This is a genomic window from Pseudomonas sp. MIL19 (genome assembly GCF_028680365.1).
GTDB lineage: Bacteria > Pseudomonadota > Gammaproteobacteria > Pseudomonadales > Pseudomonadaceae > Aquipseudomonas > Aquipseudomonas spirodelae.
The window spans coordinates 1-16,242 of sequence record NZ_JAPPVG010000035.1 but is presented as its reverse complement, the minus strand read 5'-3'; the positions used below and the strand labels follow the sequence as shown (position 1 = coordinate 16,242).

General features: G+C 56.5%; 13 protein-coding genes. 4 read left to right on the top strand and 9 right to left on the bottom strand.

The features are described 5' to 3' along the window. The first annotated feature begins 14 nt into the window (after positions 1-14). Positions 15-719 carry a hypothetical protein gene (locus tag N1078_RS16820; protein WP_274089278.1) on the top strand — a complete coding sequence of 235 codons (705 nt, stop codon included), beginning with the start codon at positions 15-17 and terminating at the stop codon, positions 717-719. Positions 720-892: 173 nt separating this feature from the next. Here the strand turns inward: N1078_RS16820 and N1078_RS16815 are convergent, their stop codons facing one another. Genes N1078_RS16815 through traJ form a run of 9 tightly spaced genes read right to left on the bottom strand, consistent with a single transcriptional unit; the run spans position 893 to position 13,861 of the window. Continuing rightward, on the bottom strand, positions 893-1,114 hold the full coding sequence (locus N1078_RS16815) for a helix-turn-helix domain-containing protein (RefSeq protein ID WP_274089277.1): 222 nt from the start codon (positions 1,112-1,114) through the stop codon (positions 893-895). Continuing rightward, on the bottom strand, positions 1,111-1,575 hold the full coding sequence (locus N1078_RS16810; RefSeq protein ID WP_274089276.1) for a KfrB domain-containing protein: 465 nt from the start codon (positions 1,573-1,575) through the stop codon (positions 1,111-1,113). Before N1078_RS16810 ends, N1078_RS16815 begins: the two co-directional genes overlap by 4 nt. A gap of 21 nt (positions 1,576-1,596) precedes the next feature. After that, entirely contained in the window at positions 1,597-6,018 is a 4,422-nt protein-coding gene (locus N1078_RS16805) for a zincin-like metallopeptidase domain-containing protein (RefSeq protein WP_274089275.1), read from the bottom strand. Positions 6,019-6,021: 3 nt separating this feature from the next. Beyond that, positions 6,022-6,402, bottom strand: a complete 381-nt coding sequence (locus tag N1078_RS16800; protein WP_274089274.1) for a conjugal transfer protein TraD — start codon at positions 6,400-6,402, stop codon at positions 6,022-6,024. A gap of 10 nt (positions 6,403-6,412) precedes the next feature. Next, positions 6,413-8,605 (bottom strand): DNA topoisomerase III, encoded by a 2,193-nt coding sequence (locus N1078_RS16795; RefSeq protein ID WP_274089273.1) that lies wholly within the window; start codon positions 8,603-8,605, stop codon positions 6,413-6,415. Positions 8,606-8,615: 10 nt separating this feature from the next. Further along, complete coding sequence (gene traF / locus N1078_RS16790; RefSeq protein WP_274089272.1) at positions 8,616-9,152, bottom strand: conjugative transfer signal peptidase TraF; 537 nt, start codon at positions 9,150-9,152, stop codon at positions 8,616-8,618. Further along, positions 9,149-11,065, bottom strand: coding sequence for a type IV secretory system conjugative DNA transfer family protein (locus tag N1078_RS16785; RefSeq protein WP_274089271.1), 1,917 nt, complete (start codon positions 11,063-11,065; stop codon positions 9,149-9,151). Before N1078_RS16785 ends, traF begins: the two co-directional genes overlap by 4 nt. Further along, on the bottom strand, positions 11,062-13,470 hold the full coding sequence (traI, locus tag N1078_RS16780; RefSeq protein WP_274089270.1) for a TraI/MobA(P) family conjugative relaxase: 2,409 nt from the start codon (positions 13,468-13,470) through the stop codon (positions 11,062-11,064). Before traI ends, N1078_RS16785 begins: the two co-directional genes overlap by 4 nt. A 34-nt stretch (positions 13,471-13,504) precedes the next feature. Continuing rightward, positions 13,505-13,861, bottom strand: a complete 357-nt coding sequence (gene traJ / locus N1078_RS16775) for a conjugal transfer transcriptional regulator TraJ (RefSeq protein WP_011544441.1) — start codon at positions 13,859-13,861, stop codon at positions 13,505-13,507. A 345-nt stretch (positions 13,862-14,206) separates the two neighbouring features. Between traJ and N1078_RS16770 the strand changes: the two genes are divergently transcribed. The 3 genes from N1078_RS16770 to N1078_RS16760 are packed head-to-tail and all read left to right on the top strand — an operon-like array spanning position 14,207 to position 15,809. Further along, entirely contained in the window at positions 14,207-14,638 is a 432-nt protein-coding gene (locus N1078_RS16770) for a TraK family protein (protein WP_274089269.1), read from the top strand. Further along, positions 14,638-15,363, top strand: a complete 726-nt coding sequence (locus N1078_RS16765; RefSeq protein ID WP_274089268.1) for a nucleotide-binding protein — start codon at positions 14,638-14,640, stop codon at positions 15,361-15,363. Before N1078_RS16770 ends, N1078_RS16765 begins: the two co-directional genes overlap by 1 nt. Before the next feature lie 11 nt (positions 15,364-15,374). Further along, positions 15,375-15,809, top strand: a complete 435-nt coding sequence (locus N1078_RS16760) for a conjugal transfer protein TraM (RefSeq protein WP_274089267.1) — start codon at positions 15,375-15,377, stop codon at positions 15,807-15,809. Positions 15,810-16,242 lie beyond the last annotated feature (433 nt).

Here is a 16,242-nt window from a genome sequence, read left to right as displayed (position 1 = left end):
GTGTAGAGGTAAACGTGGGACAACAGCTTAATATTGGCAGATTTCTGACGCTAAAAAAGCAGGAGCTTGGCGCAGAGAATAACGATTCAATTGTGAAGCTGGAGGTATGCACCCAGTCGATTTATCGTTGGCTCCAGTACTGCGAGTATCATTACGTCAACCTTGAGGACGCCGCGACGAAATCCAACTTGAGGTTTGATAGGATTTCAGCCTATCGACGAGCCGGAGAAACAGTCCCTGTCAGGTATGTTTACGAGGCTAATATTGCTGCATTTCTTAATAGCCTCCATGCTTTGCTTGATTCATTCCCTTATTTGCTGAATCTCTTCATCCCGGTGAAGGAAGACCCCGAGTCTACTGGGATTAAATGGCACGAAAGCTTCATCAAAAAATACGAAGGTATGGATTTTTATGATGAACTAATATGCCTCTTTATGGATAGCACCTTTCATAAAGTGAAGGGTTACGTAAACACAATAAAGCATAAGCACCTTATCAGGATTTTAAACAAATGGAATCACTTGGAATTCGAAGAATATAGCTACAAGAAGCCCTGTCGTGATGAACAGGGGAAAGTCACATTTCAGCCCGAGATCGTAGCAGGTGAGAACGTAGTATCCTTTATTGAAGAATGCCACAACGAATTGATTCCAAAACTTTTCAACCTTTGCGATAGCGTATTGCATTTCAAAGGTTCGCAGCTTGCTAATGATCTATAACCAGTCGCAGCAGTTCGCGGCCTGCGGCCGCCGGACGCTCGTAAACTTGCGCCGCTGTGCTCAGCGTCGGGACACTGAAAGCAAAAAAGACGCCATAGGCGTCTTTTTCATAATCATTGAGGGCTGGTAATCGAAGCGCTCGCTTCGAAATATCCTGCCATGCTCCTTTCCTCCTATTGATTGATGCGGCCTGTTCTGCGGCCGGTAATGATGTACAGCACGTCAAATCCCAGCTTGTCGAGGCGGGCCAGGGCTACCGCATCGGGGCAGCTCTGGCCTGCTTCGTAGTAACACCAGGTGCGCCGGGAACATCCAATCCCGGCAGCAGCCTCGGTGCCGGTCAGACCAAGCCGGGAAGACTCCAGGGCCAAGCGCCGACCGATGGCGACCTTCACAGGGTATGCACCTTTTTCGCTTGCAGCTTTGCACCTTGCTCCTGGGTCAGTCCGGATTTTACCTTGCCGGCCCCTCGGCTATAGGCCACCTCGTAACACTTGCCCACAACCGGCTCCTTGCCGTCCAGCGCTTGATCGAAGATCTTCCGATCATGCTGGACAATCCCCTTGGGGCCTAACTGGTAGACGTGTTTCTTGTCAACGTGCAGCACCTGACCGCCGAAGCTCTGCGGGTGGACGTTCTTGGCCGGGTTGGTGGCGTCGTGCAGCTGATGGATTCCTTTCGGCAAGCCATTCTCCGGGAGCACCTTCATCGTGACCCAGCCAAGTTCCCCGTTTTGCCCAGCACCCGGCACAACCTGGTCGATCTGCCGGCTGCCGTTGAGGACTACAACCTTCACGCTGCCCTCTGGCTTCATAAATACGCCGGCATCGCCGTTATTGCGGTTTGCAATTTTCATTACCACTTCAACTTCTCCTTGTTAGCGCGACATTGCCCGGCGCGGCTGTTGCTTCTCTGTTTGCGTCTGTGCCTGGACTTGCTCCAGACGTTTCTGCTCGATGCGCTCCTGGTGCTTCTCGATGGCCAAGCCAACTTCTGAACGCACTTGGCGATCCAGGGCCTCGCGGCCAAGGCTGCTTTTGGTGGCCAGGTCGTTGAAGTCCGTGAAGCGCTTCATCTGGTTGATCGCCTCCTGTTGCTCCGGGGTCAGCTTATTGGCGCGGGCCTTCTCCTGGCCGATGGGTTCAACGCCGGCCGGATAGGCTTGCTCGCCTGGTGCGAAGATCGGGAAGATGGCCTTGCCCTCTACCGCTTTTGCTGCTTCCTGGGCTTTGGTTCGGCCTGGGTTCTTGCCGTCGATCAGCTCCTGGTGAAGATCGTTGTCCCCAGCGATCAAAATTGGCTTGTCCGGGAACTGCTCGCGCATTTGCTTGGCGACATGGGGCAGGTTGCCCGAGTCAAAGGCCGCAACAGTGGCATACCCAAGGCTTTGCGACAGGGTGTCGGCCGTGGCATAGCCTTCGCCGATTACGATGGCAGGGGCCTCTTGTAGAGCCTCCAGGCCGGCACCGCCGACAACATGGAAGTTCTGGTGCTTCTCGGTTCCCTTGGCAAACATCTTCGTGCCGTTGGCGCGAATTAATTGCGCAGCCTTGAGGTCGCCATTGCTGTCCTGTGCGGTCAACAGCAAGTCGCCGGCTGTGAAGACCAGATTATCCGGGTTGGCCTCGCGTAGCGCCTTCGACTCCCTGGCGTTTTTTCCGATCAGAATGATCGAATCTGCCGGCAAGCCAGTTGTGTCAGTAGGCACAACCTTGAGGTCGCCCGGCCGGGCTTCCTTGTTCTTGAGATAGGTGTGATCCGCTGTTGCTTGCGGTGCGATCGCCAGCAATTCACCAATCGCCTTAACTGCGCGAACTTGGTTTGCCAGTCGTTCTTGCTCTCGCTGAGCTTGCCGCTGTGCTGCTTCTGCATTGAAAGATGCTTTGTCGCCCTCGCTCAGCGCGTAGCCCTTGGCTTTCCAGTTCGATTGGAAGCCTGTGCGGTGGTTCTGGATCGTACCTGCTGGAACGCCTTTCTCGCCTGGGGCCAGTTCGAAGCCCCGATAGGCTCCCGAGGTGTTGCCCTTGCTTCCACCCTCGACCGACACCCGATGCCATTTACCGTCCATGATGGGGTGCTCTCCATCAACAACTAGGCCGGCTTCCTTCATGACCTGGGCGAACTCTTCTCGCGGCTCCATCGCTGGAGCCTGGCGAACCTGGTTCTCCGGTAACCATTTTTGGAGCTTGTCCAGGTCTGCGCCTGGCTGCGCATACCAGCATTTAGTCGGCTTATCGAAGCCGATGGCCGAGCGGCCATTCTGTAGTTTCCCAGCGACTTTCTTGGCCTCGTCGCGCTGCTCGTATGGCACAGCCAACCAGGTCTTTTCCTTGGCCACGTTGGTACTGCTCTGCTCGCTACGCGCTTCGCTCTTTTCGAGTTCGGCTATTCGACGCTGCATTTCAGGATCATTTAGAGCAAGCGCAACCTCGGCATTTTTGCGTTCTTCTTTGGCCGCAGAAATGTCCTCGTCGGTGCTGTTTGGGTTTTGTCGCACCTGCTCTTCTCGCAGTCGTGCTTGCTCGACTGCTTGCTGCATATCATCAGCCTGAACCAGTCCCTGCCCCTGGAGCACTTCGCGCCGCTCGCTGACCGCATCAGTAGCATCGAATATCTGCTTCTCTACCTGGTCAACATCCTGGTACATGGCCTCGGCCGCTTGCTCATGGCGCTGCCAGAATGGGTTGTGGTTACCCATTGGGTGCATTGAACCCAGGACGCCCTGCACGGTGTCTAGCTGACGCTCGTTCATCCGGCCGATGGCCGGGCGAAGATCACTGCTCAGCTTGTCCAGCACCCACTGCTCGGCAGTCAGTTGCTGCTGTGTGATTTCCTGTTGGGGCAACTGCTGTCCTTGCTCCAATGTGGCCTCCTGTTGCTGACTGCCGTGTAGCTGAAGGCGCGCATCGCTCCGGTGGTTCTCCAACTTGTCTTGAACCGCCTTCAAATCTTGAAGGTTAGACGCTGCGTGCTGCGAGTATGTTTCGATCATCAAGAGTCGATCCGCCAAAGCAATGGCCTCGTCGGATGTACTCAACACTGCAACCTGCCGTGATTGATCGCCCGCCCCCACACTCACGACATACTGGTTCGGCAATGCGTCATCGTCGCGCACTGCGCTTAGCTCGACACGTCCGTCCCACTCAGGGGGTAACTCGACGCCTAGCGCCTTTTCGCTGGCCTGCCTGAACACCGCTTGGTCAGCCTCTGGCGCTACTGACATGCTCAGGAGGTCGCGCCGCGCATCAGTGAGCGCCGCATCGGCAGGCGTCATCAACCGGGATTCCACCAGCCGATCTACAAGACGTCCGCCCTTAGTAAGCATTTCTTCATAGCGAGCCGCTGGTGAGGTTGCTTGCTGCTGCTCTTGCTTCTGCTGCTGCCGATGCTGATCTGTAGCGATTGCTGAGTTAAGGGCGTCCGTCTGCCATTCAGCATCCGAAGTCATACCAGTACCTGGAACACGCTGCCCCTCGATGCAGCTCACTGCTTTACCGTCTCCGCTGTGCAGCTCGCTATGTACTGGAATCAATTTGCCGTCTGCATCCTGGTACTCGACGCGAATATCAGCCTCGTACTCTCCAGCATTCGACCAGCGAAGCATCGCCTTGAGGCCATTCGCCTCGGCCGCTCGCTCCAGTGTCTGCCATGACTCTAGAGCGCTATATCCGGGGTTCGCGTTCTTGTGGGTTGCCTGGATATGGGCCAATACCTCGGCCTGCTCTTGGCCTAGCTGCTCAGCATCAACCTGGTGGTCTTGAACCTGCTTCTGTTCAAACGCCAGAACGAAAGCCTGGATTTTCTCGGCATCCGCGGCTGCCCGGAATATCTCCAGTGGATCTTCTTGCAGCACCTTGATCCATGACCCGACATACGCAACGTGCTGGCCAGGGTCGTGGCCAATGCCCAGCTCGTTGCCCAGGATCATGCTGGAAATCTCTGCGCGCAGCTCTTCCTTGGCGTAACCCTCAGACCCGAACGGGTTAGACAAATCACGATCAAGGCGCGAAGGATGACCAGTCCAGTGACCAAGCTCATGCAGCGCGGTCGCATAGTAATTGTCGGCCAAGGCAAACTGGCCGCGCTCGGGCATGGTGATGCTGTCGGTTGAAGGGCGGTAGAACGCCCTATCACCGGCTGCATGTGTGATTCGCGCTCCTGATGCCTGCAAGATGTGCTCTGCGCGCTCTACAGCGTCCCAGGTTTGTTCTTTGCGCGTTATCGCGGGCAGCCCGTCGATTTGCTCAGCGTTGAAGACATAAGCATGGAAGCACTTCGGACGCTCCAACTGCACAGTCTCTTTGACCTTATTGCCCTTCTCATCGAGGACAGGCTTGCCATTCTCTTTCTTGATGCGTTCCTCGGAAAACTTCCAGTATTGGATCATGGTGCTCTTCTCGCCCTTGCGGACTTGTGCACCTTGATCCAGCGCCTGGTTGTACGTCATCCAACGAGGGTCGCTGCAGCCTTGCATCATGAGCTGGATTGAGTTGACGCCCTTGTAACGGTTCCCCGTGGTGGGGTTCATCGGCATGGAACCGAACTCCCCAGGCATCCACGGTTTTTGCCAAGGTGCTGTACCGGCCTTGAGTTGCTCAATTAGCTTTTCAGCAACTATTTCGTGAAACGGCTTTTTCGGTTCCATCGTCTCGCCTTTCCTGAATAGTTCATTGAGGTGCGGGAATGTCTGCTGTGTCCTGGATCGTTCTTGGATGCCCTGAGCGACCATGCACACGATGTTCTGTAGATCGCTGGCCTGCATAGGCCGAGCACGGGCAATACAGGTTTCAGCGAACGACTGCTGACCACGCTGCTGCACCTGGTCTATGCCGGCATGCTGGTTTGGGGCGACACCCTCACAGTACAAAGCAAAGACTTCCTCGGCCCGCACGTCCTGCGAGCTGTCGGCATAACGGCGGTCTACGTCATCCCATAGAGGTTTCAAGCTGGGTTCTTCGCGGGAGGCTGCCAGGCCGTCCAGCAAAGCGCGCTTCTCTGCCGGCGCAAAAGTGTTTGCCCCGTAGTGCCCCAAGACTTCATGCCGTAACGTCAGCAATAGGTCGCGGGCGTCGGTCATGTTCTCCAGGGGAACGTCGATCCGGCCTCGGTACGTACGGCCGTTGTGCTCGGTCGGCTTCGGGATATATCCGCCCTTCATGCCCCCAGGCACTTCGGCCGCTCGATCCCCGTATAAACCTGCCGTGTCCTCCCGAAATCTATAGGCCAGCTCCAGTGCGCCAGGATAATCGCGGACAAATAGCCGCGTTACTCCCTGCGCTTCGGCCTTTGTCATAGGCATGGGTTAGCCCTCCTTGGCCTTACGGTCGATGGCGTCAATCACCGATTCGTCTTCTTGAAGGTCGTACAGCTCGCGGGCATTGGTGGTGGTAATGAACGGCGGAATATCTGCGCTAGGGCCATCATCGTCCAGGAACGCCGGCTCCAGGTCGTCATTCAAATCATCGCCACTTTCAACAGCAGCAGACTCATCTAGAGCATCTTCTTTGAACGCCCCTGCCCGCTCGGCTTCTTCCGCGTCGAACTCGGCTTGATAGCGTGGAAGACGGGCATCAGCCATCTTTTCGTTTAGCAGTTCCGCACTTGCAGACTCGGAGTCAAATTCCTTTTCCGCTTGTTCTTCAAGTAGGGTGCTGCCTGTTTGATCGTTGCTTGAATTTTTCATGCTGTTCTCCTTAACGCTTGCTGAAATCAGGTTTGCCTTTGAGGTCTGGATAGGACTGCTTGCACTCGGGATAACCGCTGCAACTCCACCACGGCAGCGCGGGCTTACCGGGTCTTTTGGTGCCCATGCGACGGCTCAGGCCGCGACTGCACGCACCACATTTGTGTATTTGGGAAACGGTGACGGGCACCCTCGGGACGGGCTTGCCGCCCTTGTCGTCAAAGCTGGCATCGCACCCTTCCTGATAGCGGGAACAGCTCCAGAAAAAGCCGTCCCCGGCCTTCCTGGGGAAGCGGCGCAGTGATCCGGTCTTGCACTTAGGGCAAGGGAGGCCACCTGCGCCGGCGATCTTCACAGAACCATCGTTGGCCTTGGCTACCTGCTCACGAATGAACGCCTCTTGTTTGGCCAGGAACTCATCCAAACTACCGTTGTTCTGCTCGATCTGTTTCAGCATCCGCTCGTACAGGGCTGTGAGTACCGGACTCTTCACCACTTCGGGCAGGGCGTCGATCAACCCACGGCCAAGCTGGGTGCTGACGATGGCCTTGCCCTTCGGCTCCAAGAATTTCTTATTTTTCAGTTCGGTGATGATTGAAGCGCGAGTAGCCGAGGTGCCAATGCCATCGCCTTCCTTGAGGATCTTCTTGTGCTCGGCTTCGGTGACGTAGTTGTGGATATTCTCCATCGCCTTGCCCAAGGTGCCCTCGGTAAAGCGCTCCGGTGGCTTCGTCTTGGTCGGTTTCAGGATTGCCTCAATGCAGGTAACAGGGTCGCCCTGTTTCACTGGCGGCAGCACCTGGTTGGCCTTCTTCTCTTCGCCCTCGTCCTCATCGTCGCCAAGGTTGCCGTAAACGTCTTTCCAACCGTTACGGGTCACGGTCTTGCCAGTCACCCCGAACGTCTCGCCACCAACTTCCAGGATGATCTTGGTGCTCATGTACTCATGCAGCGGGAAGAACTGAGCCAGGTAAGCGCGAACGATCAGGCCGTAAATGTTGCGCTGGCTTGGCGTTAGTCCAGATACGTCGCCAACATGCATCGTTGGGATAATCCCGTGGTGAGCTGTAATCTTCGCGTCGTTCCAGGTCTTGGATTTAATGCTTGGGTCGGCCGCGTCGATGATGCGCGCCCACTCGGGATTGACCTTCTTAACTGCGGCCAAAACCTGGGGGGCGTCTGCGTGCTGCGACTCGGGCAGATAGTCGCAGTCGGTGCGCGGGTAACTGGTCAGCTTCTGCTCGTAGAGGGCCTGGCAGACCTTCAACACTTCATCGGCGGAATAGCCGAACTTCTTGGAAGCAACCAACGTAATGTCGGACAAAGCAAAGGCCCGAGGGTGGTTGTCCTTTTTCGGTGTGTCGCTGTGCTCGATGATCGTGCCGCTTTTGCCTGCAACCGCCTGCGTGATGGCATCCGCTTCTTTCTTGTCGATCAAGCGGCCTTCCGGATCTAGGCCGGCCTGATCTTCCTTTGCTATCCACTCAGCCGCGAAGCTGCCCTTCTCATGCTTGAAACTGGCCTGGATGTTGAAGAAATCAATGGCTTTGAAGGCTTCAATCTGACGATCCCGCTGCACCACCAGGGCGAGGGTCGGAGTCTGTACCCGGCCTATCGACAGTACCACTTGGCCACCGCCACGCTGGGCGCGCAACGTGTAGGCACGACTGAGGTTCATCCCAATCAACCAATCGGCTCTGCCGCGCCCTAGCGCAGCTTCCGCCCAGCCCTTGTACGTCTCGTTATCCTTGAGTGCGGCCAGACCGCGCTGCACGGATACCGAATCCTGTGCGGATACCCAAAAGCGTTTAACCGGCTTGTTACTGTTGAAGTGTTCCAGGACGGCATCCACAAGAAGCTGCCCTTCCCTGTCGGGGTCGCCGGCATTGACGATCAACGATGCCTTCTTAATGAGCTGACCGATAGCGGCGAGCTGCTGCTTTGCATCCGGTTTCGGCTCACTGATCCAGGTTTCTGGAATGATCGGCAAGTCTTCCGCCCGCCAGATTTTCTTGCCCGAGTTGTTGCGCGGCACGTCTTCCGGCAAGTAAGCATCCGGCTCTGCTTGCTCCAGCATGTGGCCGAAGCACCAGGTCACAAAATCGTCACCGCACTGAATGAATCCATCGCCGCGATTGGTTGTGCCCAGCTCGCCGGCAATGGCTTTTGCTACAGACGGTTTTTCTGCGATGAATAAACGCATATTGGCCTCCTTACCAAGTGACTACGGGGCGAATTACGCCCTTGATCTGATTGCGGCTGATCGGCCCGTAATAGCGGCCATCAAATGAGGTTCCGCTTACGTCCGACATAAGCAGCAACTCAGAATTTCCGAGCGTGTAGTGGGTGGCTTGGTAGCGCGGCAGCTCACGGCCAGCTTTGTCAGTTGCCAGGGGGGCACTAAGCGGGAGTAACTGGCCGTTGACGGCTACACCTTCGTCGGTAACAGCAACTTGGTCGTCTTTAGCCGCTAAAACGCGCTTCATCATGAAGCCGTAACCGCCAGGGCAGAATCCAGCCCCGATATAGCCGCGTTCCTTGGCTTCATCGAACACACCGACCTGCGGCGGGCAGAAAACGACATAAGCCCCCTTCTCTACCGGATCTCCCGTCATCCAGTAGATGCCTACCGGAATGCTCTTGGTGGTATTCACCCGAGCGCCTACCGAATAGCATCCAACGCCCAGCAGCAGGACGGCGGTGCCAACGATGGTTGTCCCGATGGTGAACTTCTTGAGGAACCGGCTCATATCGTGATGGCCTCCGACGCCTGCGGCTCTTGAACGAAACGCAGCTTGTCGCTTGCCTTCGGTGCCTGGATCGAGGCTCTGGCTTGGAAAATCGGGTCTTTGAAGTAAAGGGGCTGCTTCCCATAGATCGCTGGATAGCCAGCCATATAGACGACCATATCCCCCGCTTGGGTTATGTCGCCGCCCGCTGACTTGACCGGGCCTGGCATCCGCAAGCATTCGTCAGGCGTCAGCAACGGGCGCTGCACTTCCTGCATCGTCCTGGACACCTGGCCCAGCAAAGCACTGGTGCGCCTGCCGCTGGTGGTGATCTGCTCTTTGACTACGGTAGTTTGCCCGGTGAGCTTGGAAAGGTGCTCAGCCGTTTCCACGCGGTTAGGTGGATAAGCATTCTGGACGTGACAGTTCGAGGTAATTGTCTCGTCAGGCCCATAGCCGGTTTCCCGCGACTTGAGCTGGTTAATGTCCTGGCAAATCAGGTAGCACTTGATCCCGTAGCCGGCAACGAACGCTAGCGACTCTTGCAGAATCTCCAGCTTTCCCAGGCTTGGAAATTCGTCAAGCATCGCTAGCAAGCGGTGGTTGTAGTGCGCGACTGGCCGGCCGTTCTCGAACTCCATCTTGTCGGCCAGCAGGCGAATAATCATGTTGAGAAGCACGCGCACCAGGGGACGCAAACGTGCCTTGTCGTTCGGCTGCGTGACGATGTACAGGCTGACCGGGTTGTCATGGTTCATGAGGTCTTTCACCTTGAACTCTGACGCGCTGACGTTGCGGGCAACAATCGGGTCGCGGTACAGGGACAGGTAAGACTTGGCCGTAGACAGTACCGAGCCGGCTTCCTCTTCCGGCCTGTCCATCATGTCGCGGGCGGATGAGCCAACCACTGGATGGTTCTTGCCGTTAACGTGGCCGTAGGTGGTCATTTCCATCCACAGCTCGCCGAGGTCGCGGTCTGGATCAGCCAGGATGCGGTCAACTTCTGGCAGGGTGGCCAAGGTGCCTTCGATCTTGCTCTTGTACAGAACGTGCATGATGAGGCCGACCAGCAGGGCCTGACTGGTTTTCTGCCAGTGGCTTTCCAAGCCCTTGCCGTCCGGGTCAACGATCAGGGTTGCAAGGTTCTGCACGTCCCCTACTTCGTTCTCCGTGCCAATGCGGATTTCATCCAGCGGATTCCAACGCACACCGCCGTTGCTGGATGCAGGCTCGAAGCGCAGCACCTTGTTGTTTGCGTGCTTCTTCCGCCAGCCAGACGTTAAAGCCCACAGCTCGCCCTTTAGGTCGGTTACAACCGTGCTCGCCGGCCAGGACAGCAGTGTTGGGATAACCAGACCGACGCCTTTACCTGAACGGGTCGGGGCATAGGTCAAGATGTGTTCCGGCCCGTTGTGCCGCAAGTAGTGTTGAACACCGTTCTTATCCAGCCAGGCCCCCACATATACGCCTGTGTGGGTGGGAGCTGACTTGCTGGTAACAATCTCCAGGCCCGTCCGATCACGTTGCAGCAGGCCAGCAGCTTGAATGTCCTTCTTGTTCGCCCAACGGGCCGAACCGTGCAGGTACTCGTTTGCCTTGGAGCTGTTGGCTTGGATCATCTTTGTGATCGCCAGGCCAAGCAGGCCGATCCCGGAAGCCAGCACGCCGATGCTACCGGCTCGCATAACAGCCTCGGGATAGGTGCCATACCACTTGCTGGCCCAGGTCAGAATCGACCACGGGGCATAGATATGATTGACGTGCGGGCCTAGTACGTCCTGGTACTTGAAGTCATAGGCGAAGTATTGAGTCGCTGCAGCCAGGCCGACCCCAATGGAGAGTAGCGACAGGGCGGGAATGACCTTCCCGACTCCGGGCTTCTTTGCCCGTACCTGCGGCCCGACCGCATTGTTGAACTTGTCTTTTGAAATCATCTGCTTCTTCCTTTGCTTTTGATCGCACCTGTAGCGTTTGCTGTGACCGGATCGCCCAGCTTCATGCGCTTCATGCGCCGTGCTGTGGCCTCATTGACGGGCAGCACCAAGAGTTCATCACCACGTTTAAGCAGCGCCATCGACTGCCCCTCAACCTGGCGTAATCCTTCAAAGGTTGCCGGCCCATCATCGGCCTGATTATATATCCTGTGCTTCGGTATATCGAAGCCTTTCGCCCGTTTATCCTCCCGCTCGGCGACGTACTGCCTTGCTGCTTGAGCGCTCGAAATAGCTTTACCCTCGGGCGCTATTACTCCTGACCTAGAAACATCCCGTCGCAACCCGTTATCTGGTTTGGCTCTTTGGTGCTCCACGACACCAGGAACATCACGCGGCAATAGCACTTCACTTCCTTGGGTGAGCTGAACCACACCGAGTTTGGACAGCGCTCGCAAACGGTTCTGGCTTTCGGGCGGCGGCTTGCGTCCAACTCTTGCAACACCAGGCTTTGGGGTTCCTCCAGGGGCGCGAACGGTGACTCGTCCACTGGTTGCTGTTCCAGCTCGTCCAGAAAGCCCGGTTCCGGTGGTATTTCCCCGAACTCCAGTACTTCGCCCGGCTCCGGTGGTTCTTCCGGCCCCGGTTCCTCGTCCGACCCTGGCGGCGTTGAATCCATCGACGCCAGCGCCTGAGCCAGCAGCTCTTCCTCTGTCAGTTCTTCCGACATTGCTTCTCTCCTTCTCTATCGCTTGTTGCAGTGATTGACGACGCTGCTCTAGGGCTGGGTCGTCGAACTTGATTGACAGGTTTCTGATTGCCGCCGTTTGTGCAACCAGCTCCTTGAACTGATCGGAGCCGGTGATGGTGATTTTTTCCCCGTAGCGCGCAGCGGCCATCCGCAAGGCAGTCTCAATGCCGTCAAAGTTGGCCCCCTTGGATAGTTGAAGTTTGCTGCCGTCATCCCGGATCGCGGATGCTCCCGCGCGGTAAATAACGGTGCCTTCTTTCGTGATGTGGTCTTGCTCAAGCGGAACGGGCTTGGCTGGCTGCTGTTGCCCTTTGGCTGAAACCGCATCCCCTTGCAACCCCTTCACGCCCTGACGTGCGCGAAGCGCTTTCAGGGCGTCCTGATCGCCTTCCAGGGCCTTTACTTGAAGCCAGTCAGCCCACTGCCGCGCTTTGTTCAGCGTGTTGATATTTTCAATGGCCTTGATGTGTTCGGCGCGCAGGCTGGTTATCTGTTCCTGGAGCGATTTGTGTGTGCTGGCATAAAGCAGCTTCTTTGTCAGGCCAGGGGTAGCCATCAGCTTGATTGAAGAACGTTTTAGCTTGGCTACATTCTTGGCGTACTCAATCGCCCTATCGCGGCGATCACGGGCCGTAGCCAGCTCCTTGGCCTTCGTATGCCGTACAGCGTTCTGCTCGTCACGGAAACGCGCATATAGCTCTGTCGTATCTGACTTGTGCCTTACGGGGCTTTTCTCGTAGCGCTTGCCACTGTCGATCTGGATAGTTTGCAGGGTGGACAAGCCGCGTAGCCGGTTCTTGCTGGCGGGAGGTGGGCGACGCCCTACCCGCCCGATTCCCGGCTTACGCGGGAGTGGTTTGCCTTGTTTGAGTGAGGCCCGGGTTTGCTGCCGTTGATTCTCGAACGCCCCAAGGCGTTCCTCTAGTTTGCCTTTAGATAGGTCGCGGGCGACGGTGCTGGCTTTGACCATCGTTCCGGCCTGGTCGGTAATTACCAAACCATTGCCGCGTTCACGCAGCTCCAAACCGTTTTCGTGCAAGACCTGGTGCAACTCAGTCCAGCTCTTCGCACCCTGGACTTGCTCCAAGCATTCGCGGCGCACCCAGCTAATCAAGCTCTCAACCCCGGCGTGCTGCTCCATGTCGTTTGCGCGACCTTCGCTCACACTCTTTTTGCGGGCGTGGTTGACCTGCTGCAACCCATGCTCAAGCTCCAGGCGGGCGCATATATCGCCCAGCGTCTTGAAGTCTCGATATGGTTCATGGAGCGTGTGGCGCTCCGGGTGAATCTTGTTAATTGCAATGTGGATGTGCAGACAGTCAGTGTCGTTATGCACCGCACTGACTCGCTGATGCTCTTGGTAGCCTATTGCGCTGCATACGCGATCTTCAATGTCGCGTAGCACTTCGCTTGAAGGTTGCTCTCCCGGCGCGAGACTTATCAGCAAGTGATAGGTCTTGTCGCCCTCGGCACGGGTGTTGATCTTCTGAGTGTGCAGAACTTCATACACAGCCCATGAAAGCTCTTCGGTCTGGCAATTGGTGACGCGCACCTCGCCGACCCGCTCATTGATTCCCTGGCTGCTGGTGATGTACTTCACCAGCCCTGCGAAGCTGCTCTTCTTCGCCGAGTTCATTGGAATGCGCTTGGCGATCATCTGCCTGCGCCTTTTTTAGCGGCTAAAAAAAGGGTCATGCTTTCTTCGCCAGCTCCAAAAGAGCCGCCTGCGTTTCACCGATCCTGTCCAGGACAACCCGGATGGTTCTGTGCAACTGCTCTTCCTCAATCCCGGCAAGTCGCTTGTCGCTCACAAGCCACATTTTCAAGAGTCCCCCTAAGCGGCCTTGATCGGCGTTGACCTTGGCCAGCTCCAGGACTAGACGACTGTCGATCACGCTTTGCAGCTCATAGCCAAGGCCAACCGCCCGCATGTAAGCCGCAACGGACTTACCAGCAGCACGGGCGCTTTCCTCAATTTTTGCTTTCTCTTCTGGCAGGACAGGCACCCGTAAATGGGTGTCCTTCCTTGTGATTTTCTTCTCGTCCATCCCGCTTTTCCTTTGCGGCTTTGCCGCTGCTTCTGACGGCGGTAGCCGTCCAGCCTCGCAGAGCAAGATGCCCCGTTGAGCGCGAAGCGCGAATAAGGGCAAGTGAAGATAGTTAACCGGCTTGCCGGTTAGCTAACTTCACCTATCTTGCCCGGCTCTTCGAGCCGTTTAACGCCAGGTGAGTATCGCATACAAAGCCGATTGATCCACCTCTAGGACACGATAAAACGTAGAACAACAGCGGATATAGTGAAACCAGTGGAAAACGGGCTAGAATGGGCGTGTAAGGCTTCAATCGGTTTAGAATCGGCCTTTAATCGGGGTAATGATGGATATGGGATCGACATGGCTAAGAGCGCCAAAAGCCTTTCTGAGCGCATAGCAGAACGGGCGCAGAAGAAGACACAGCCGGGCCGAGCAGGTAAAAACCGGGCGGCATTTTTGGCTGTTCGGGATGAAGTACGGCAGGCCCTTGATGACGGCTGGCCTGTAAAAGACGTATGGGAAACGCTCTATGCCGAGGGCGCTATTGCCTTCCGATATGACGCTTTCATTGGGTACGTCAAGAAGCTGATTCGTCAGCCTACAACTGCTGCCGCCCCCTCCATACCAGCAGTGCAGGAAGCTCCGGCCAGGACACCAACACCGGCCAAAACCCCAGCGGCCAAACCGAAGCCATCACCAGCGCCGGCCACTCCTGAGCCGGTCGTAACCAAGCCGAACACACCGGCCGGCTTCTCGTTTGACTCAACTCCAAGGAAAGAGGATTTACTCTAATGGCAAAAATTCACATGGTTCTCCAGGGCAAGGGCGGCGTCGGAAAGTCCGTGATCGCTGCTCTGATCGCACAGTACAAAGCAAGCAAGGGCCAGGCTCCCTTGTGCCTCGACACAGATCCGGTCAACTCGACATTCCACGGCTACAAGTCGCTGAATGTTCGCCGCCTCCAGATCATGGATGGCGATGAAATCAACTCGCGCAACTTCGATAGCCTGGTCGAACTGATCGCACCGTCAACCAATGACGTAGTGATCGACAACGGGGCAAGCTCTTTCGTCCCCCTCTCCCACTACCTGGTAACGAACCAGGTGCCGACGTTGCTGCAAGAAATGGGGCATGAGCTGGTTGTTCACACCGTTATCACGGGGGGCCAGGCTCTGATCGATACTCTGAGCGGATTCGCCCAGCTCGCCGGCCAGTTCCCGGCCGAGGCCCGTTTCGTGGTCTGGCTCAACCCGTATTGGGGGCCGATTGAGCATGAGGGCAAGACATTCGAGCAATTGAAGGCGTACACGGCAAACAAGAGCCGGGTTTCCGCCATCATTCAAATTCCCGACTTGAAGAAGGAAACTTACGGTCAAGACCTGAGCGACATGCTCCAGGATCGCCTGACCTTCGATGACGCACTGGCCCTGGAATCGCTGACGATCATGACGCGCCAGCGCCTCAAGATCATCAAGAGCCAAATCTACGCACAGCTTGAAAATGTGCCCGTTCTGTAAGAGGTAGCGCTGTGAGTGACCCGGTAGATGAGCTGATTAAGGAAATTGCGGTTAAGCACAACATCGCCGTCTCCCGTGACGATCCGATTATGGTGCTCCACACGATCAATGAGCGCTTAATGCGGGACTCTGAGAAGGCCCAGCAGGACATGCTGGACACCTTCAAGGAGGAACTAGAAAGCATTGCTTTCCGGTGGGGCGCTGATGCCAAGGAGAAAGCGGAGCGCATCCTGAACGCTGCACTGTCGGCAAGTCGGGAAACGATGGCCAAGGCAATGCAGGACAGCGCTAAAGCAACGGCCGATGCCGTCAGGACCGAGGTAGATGCAGCCCTTCGGCGCGTGGTTGCACCTGTTGAAGATGCCAAGCGAATCGCTCGACTCAACATCGTGGCCGCATGCCTAGCCTTCGCAGCCGCTGCAATTGTTCTATTTGCGGCCTTGTGAATAGAGCACCCACTAAAAACCCCGCCTAGGCGGGGTTTTTTATCGCTGCTGTGACAGCCCCAAGCGCAGGGCGCGACCTAGCTGCTGCTGTTCTTGTTGCAGCTTCTGCTTACGCTCCTGCTCTTGTCTCCGCAGCATTGCCTGGTAACGGCGCTGGGCTTCTTGCATTTCATCAAACTCAGACGCTATGCCTGGCTCTTGGGCGCGCAGCTTGCGGGTGTGTTGCCGCTGACCGAAAACTGACCCAGTAGAGGCTGTTCTGCCGACTGAAAACTGACCCAGGTGTTCAACTGCTTCTGCTCAATTTTTGAGCAGGAGAACACAGGGTGATCAGTATGGAAATGATGGGCAAAATCCGCCGGATGTATTTCCGCGACAAGCTGTCGCTGCATGAGATAGCCAAGCGCACCGGGTTGGCGCGCAACACGATTCG

Bases quoted from the DNA above. Each gene is read 5' to 3' on its own strand.
- N1078_RS16810 (WP_274089276.1), bottom strand. From the start codon at position 1,575: ATGAAAATTGCAAACCGCAATAACGGCGATGCCGGCGTATTTATGAAG.
- N1078_RS16805 (WP_274089275.1), bottom strand. From the start codon at position 6,018: ATGCCTATGACAAAGGCCGAAGCGCAGGGAGTAACGCGGCTATTTGTC.
- N1078_RS16800 (WP_274089274.1), bottom strand. From the start codon at position 6,402: ATGAAAAATTCAAGCAACGATCAAACAGGCAGCACCCTACTTGAAGAA.
- N1078_RS16795 (WP_274089273.1), bottom strand. From the start codon at position 8,605: ATGCGTTTATTCATCGCAGAAAAACCGTCTGTAGCAAAAGCCATTGCC.
- traF (WP_274089272.1), bottom strand. From the start codon at position 9,152: ATGAGCCGGTTCCTCAAGAAGTTCACCATCGGGACAACCATCGTTGGC.
- N1078_RS16785 (WP_274089271.1), bottom strand. From the start codon at position 11,065: ATGATTTCAAAAGACAAGTTCAACAATGCGGTCGGGCCGCAGGTACGG.
- traI (WP_274089270.1), bottom strand. From the start codon at position 13,470: ATGATCGCCAAGCGCATTCCAATGAACTCGGCGAAGAAGAGCAGCTTC.
- traJ (WP_011544441.1), bottom strand. From the start codon at position 13,861: ATGGACGAGAAGAAAATCACAAGGAAGGACACCCATTTACGGGTGCCT.
- N1078_RS16770 (WP_274089269.1), top strand. From the start codon at position 14,207: ATGGCTAAGAGCGCCAAAAGCCTTTCTGAGCGCATAGCAGAACGGGCG.
- N1078_RS16765 (WP_274089268.1), top strand. From the start codon at position 14,638: ATGGCAAAAATTCACATGGTTCTCCAGGGCAAGGGCGGCGTCGGAAAG.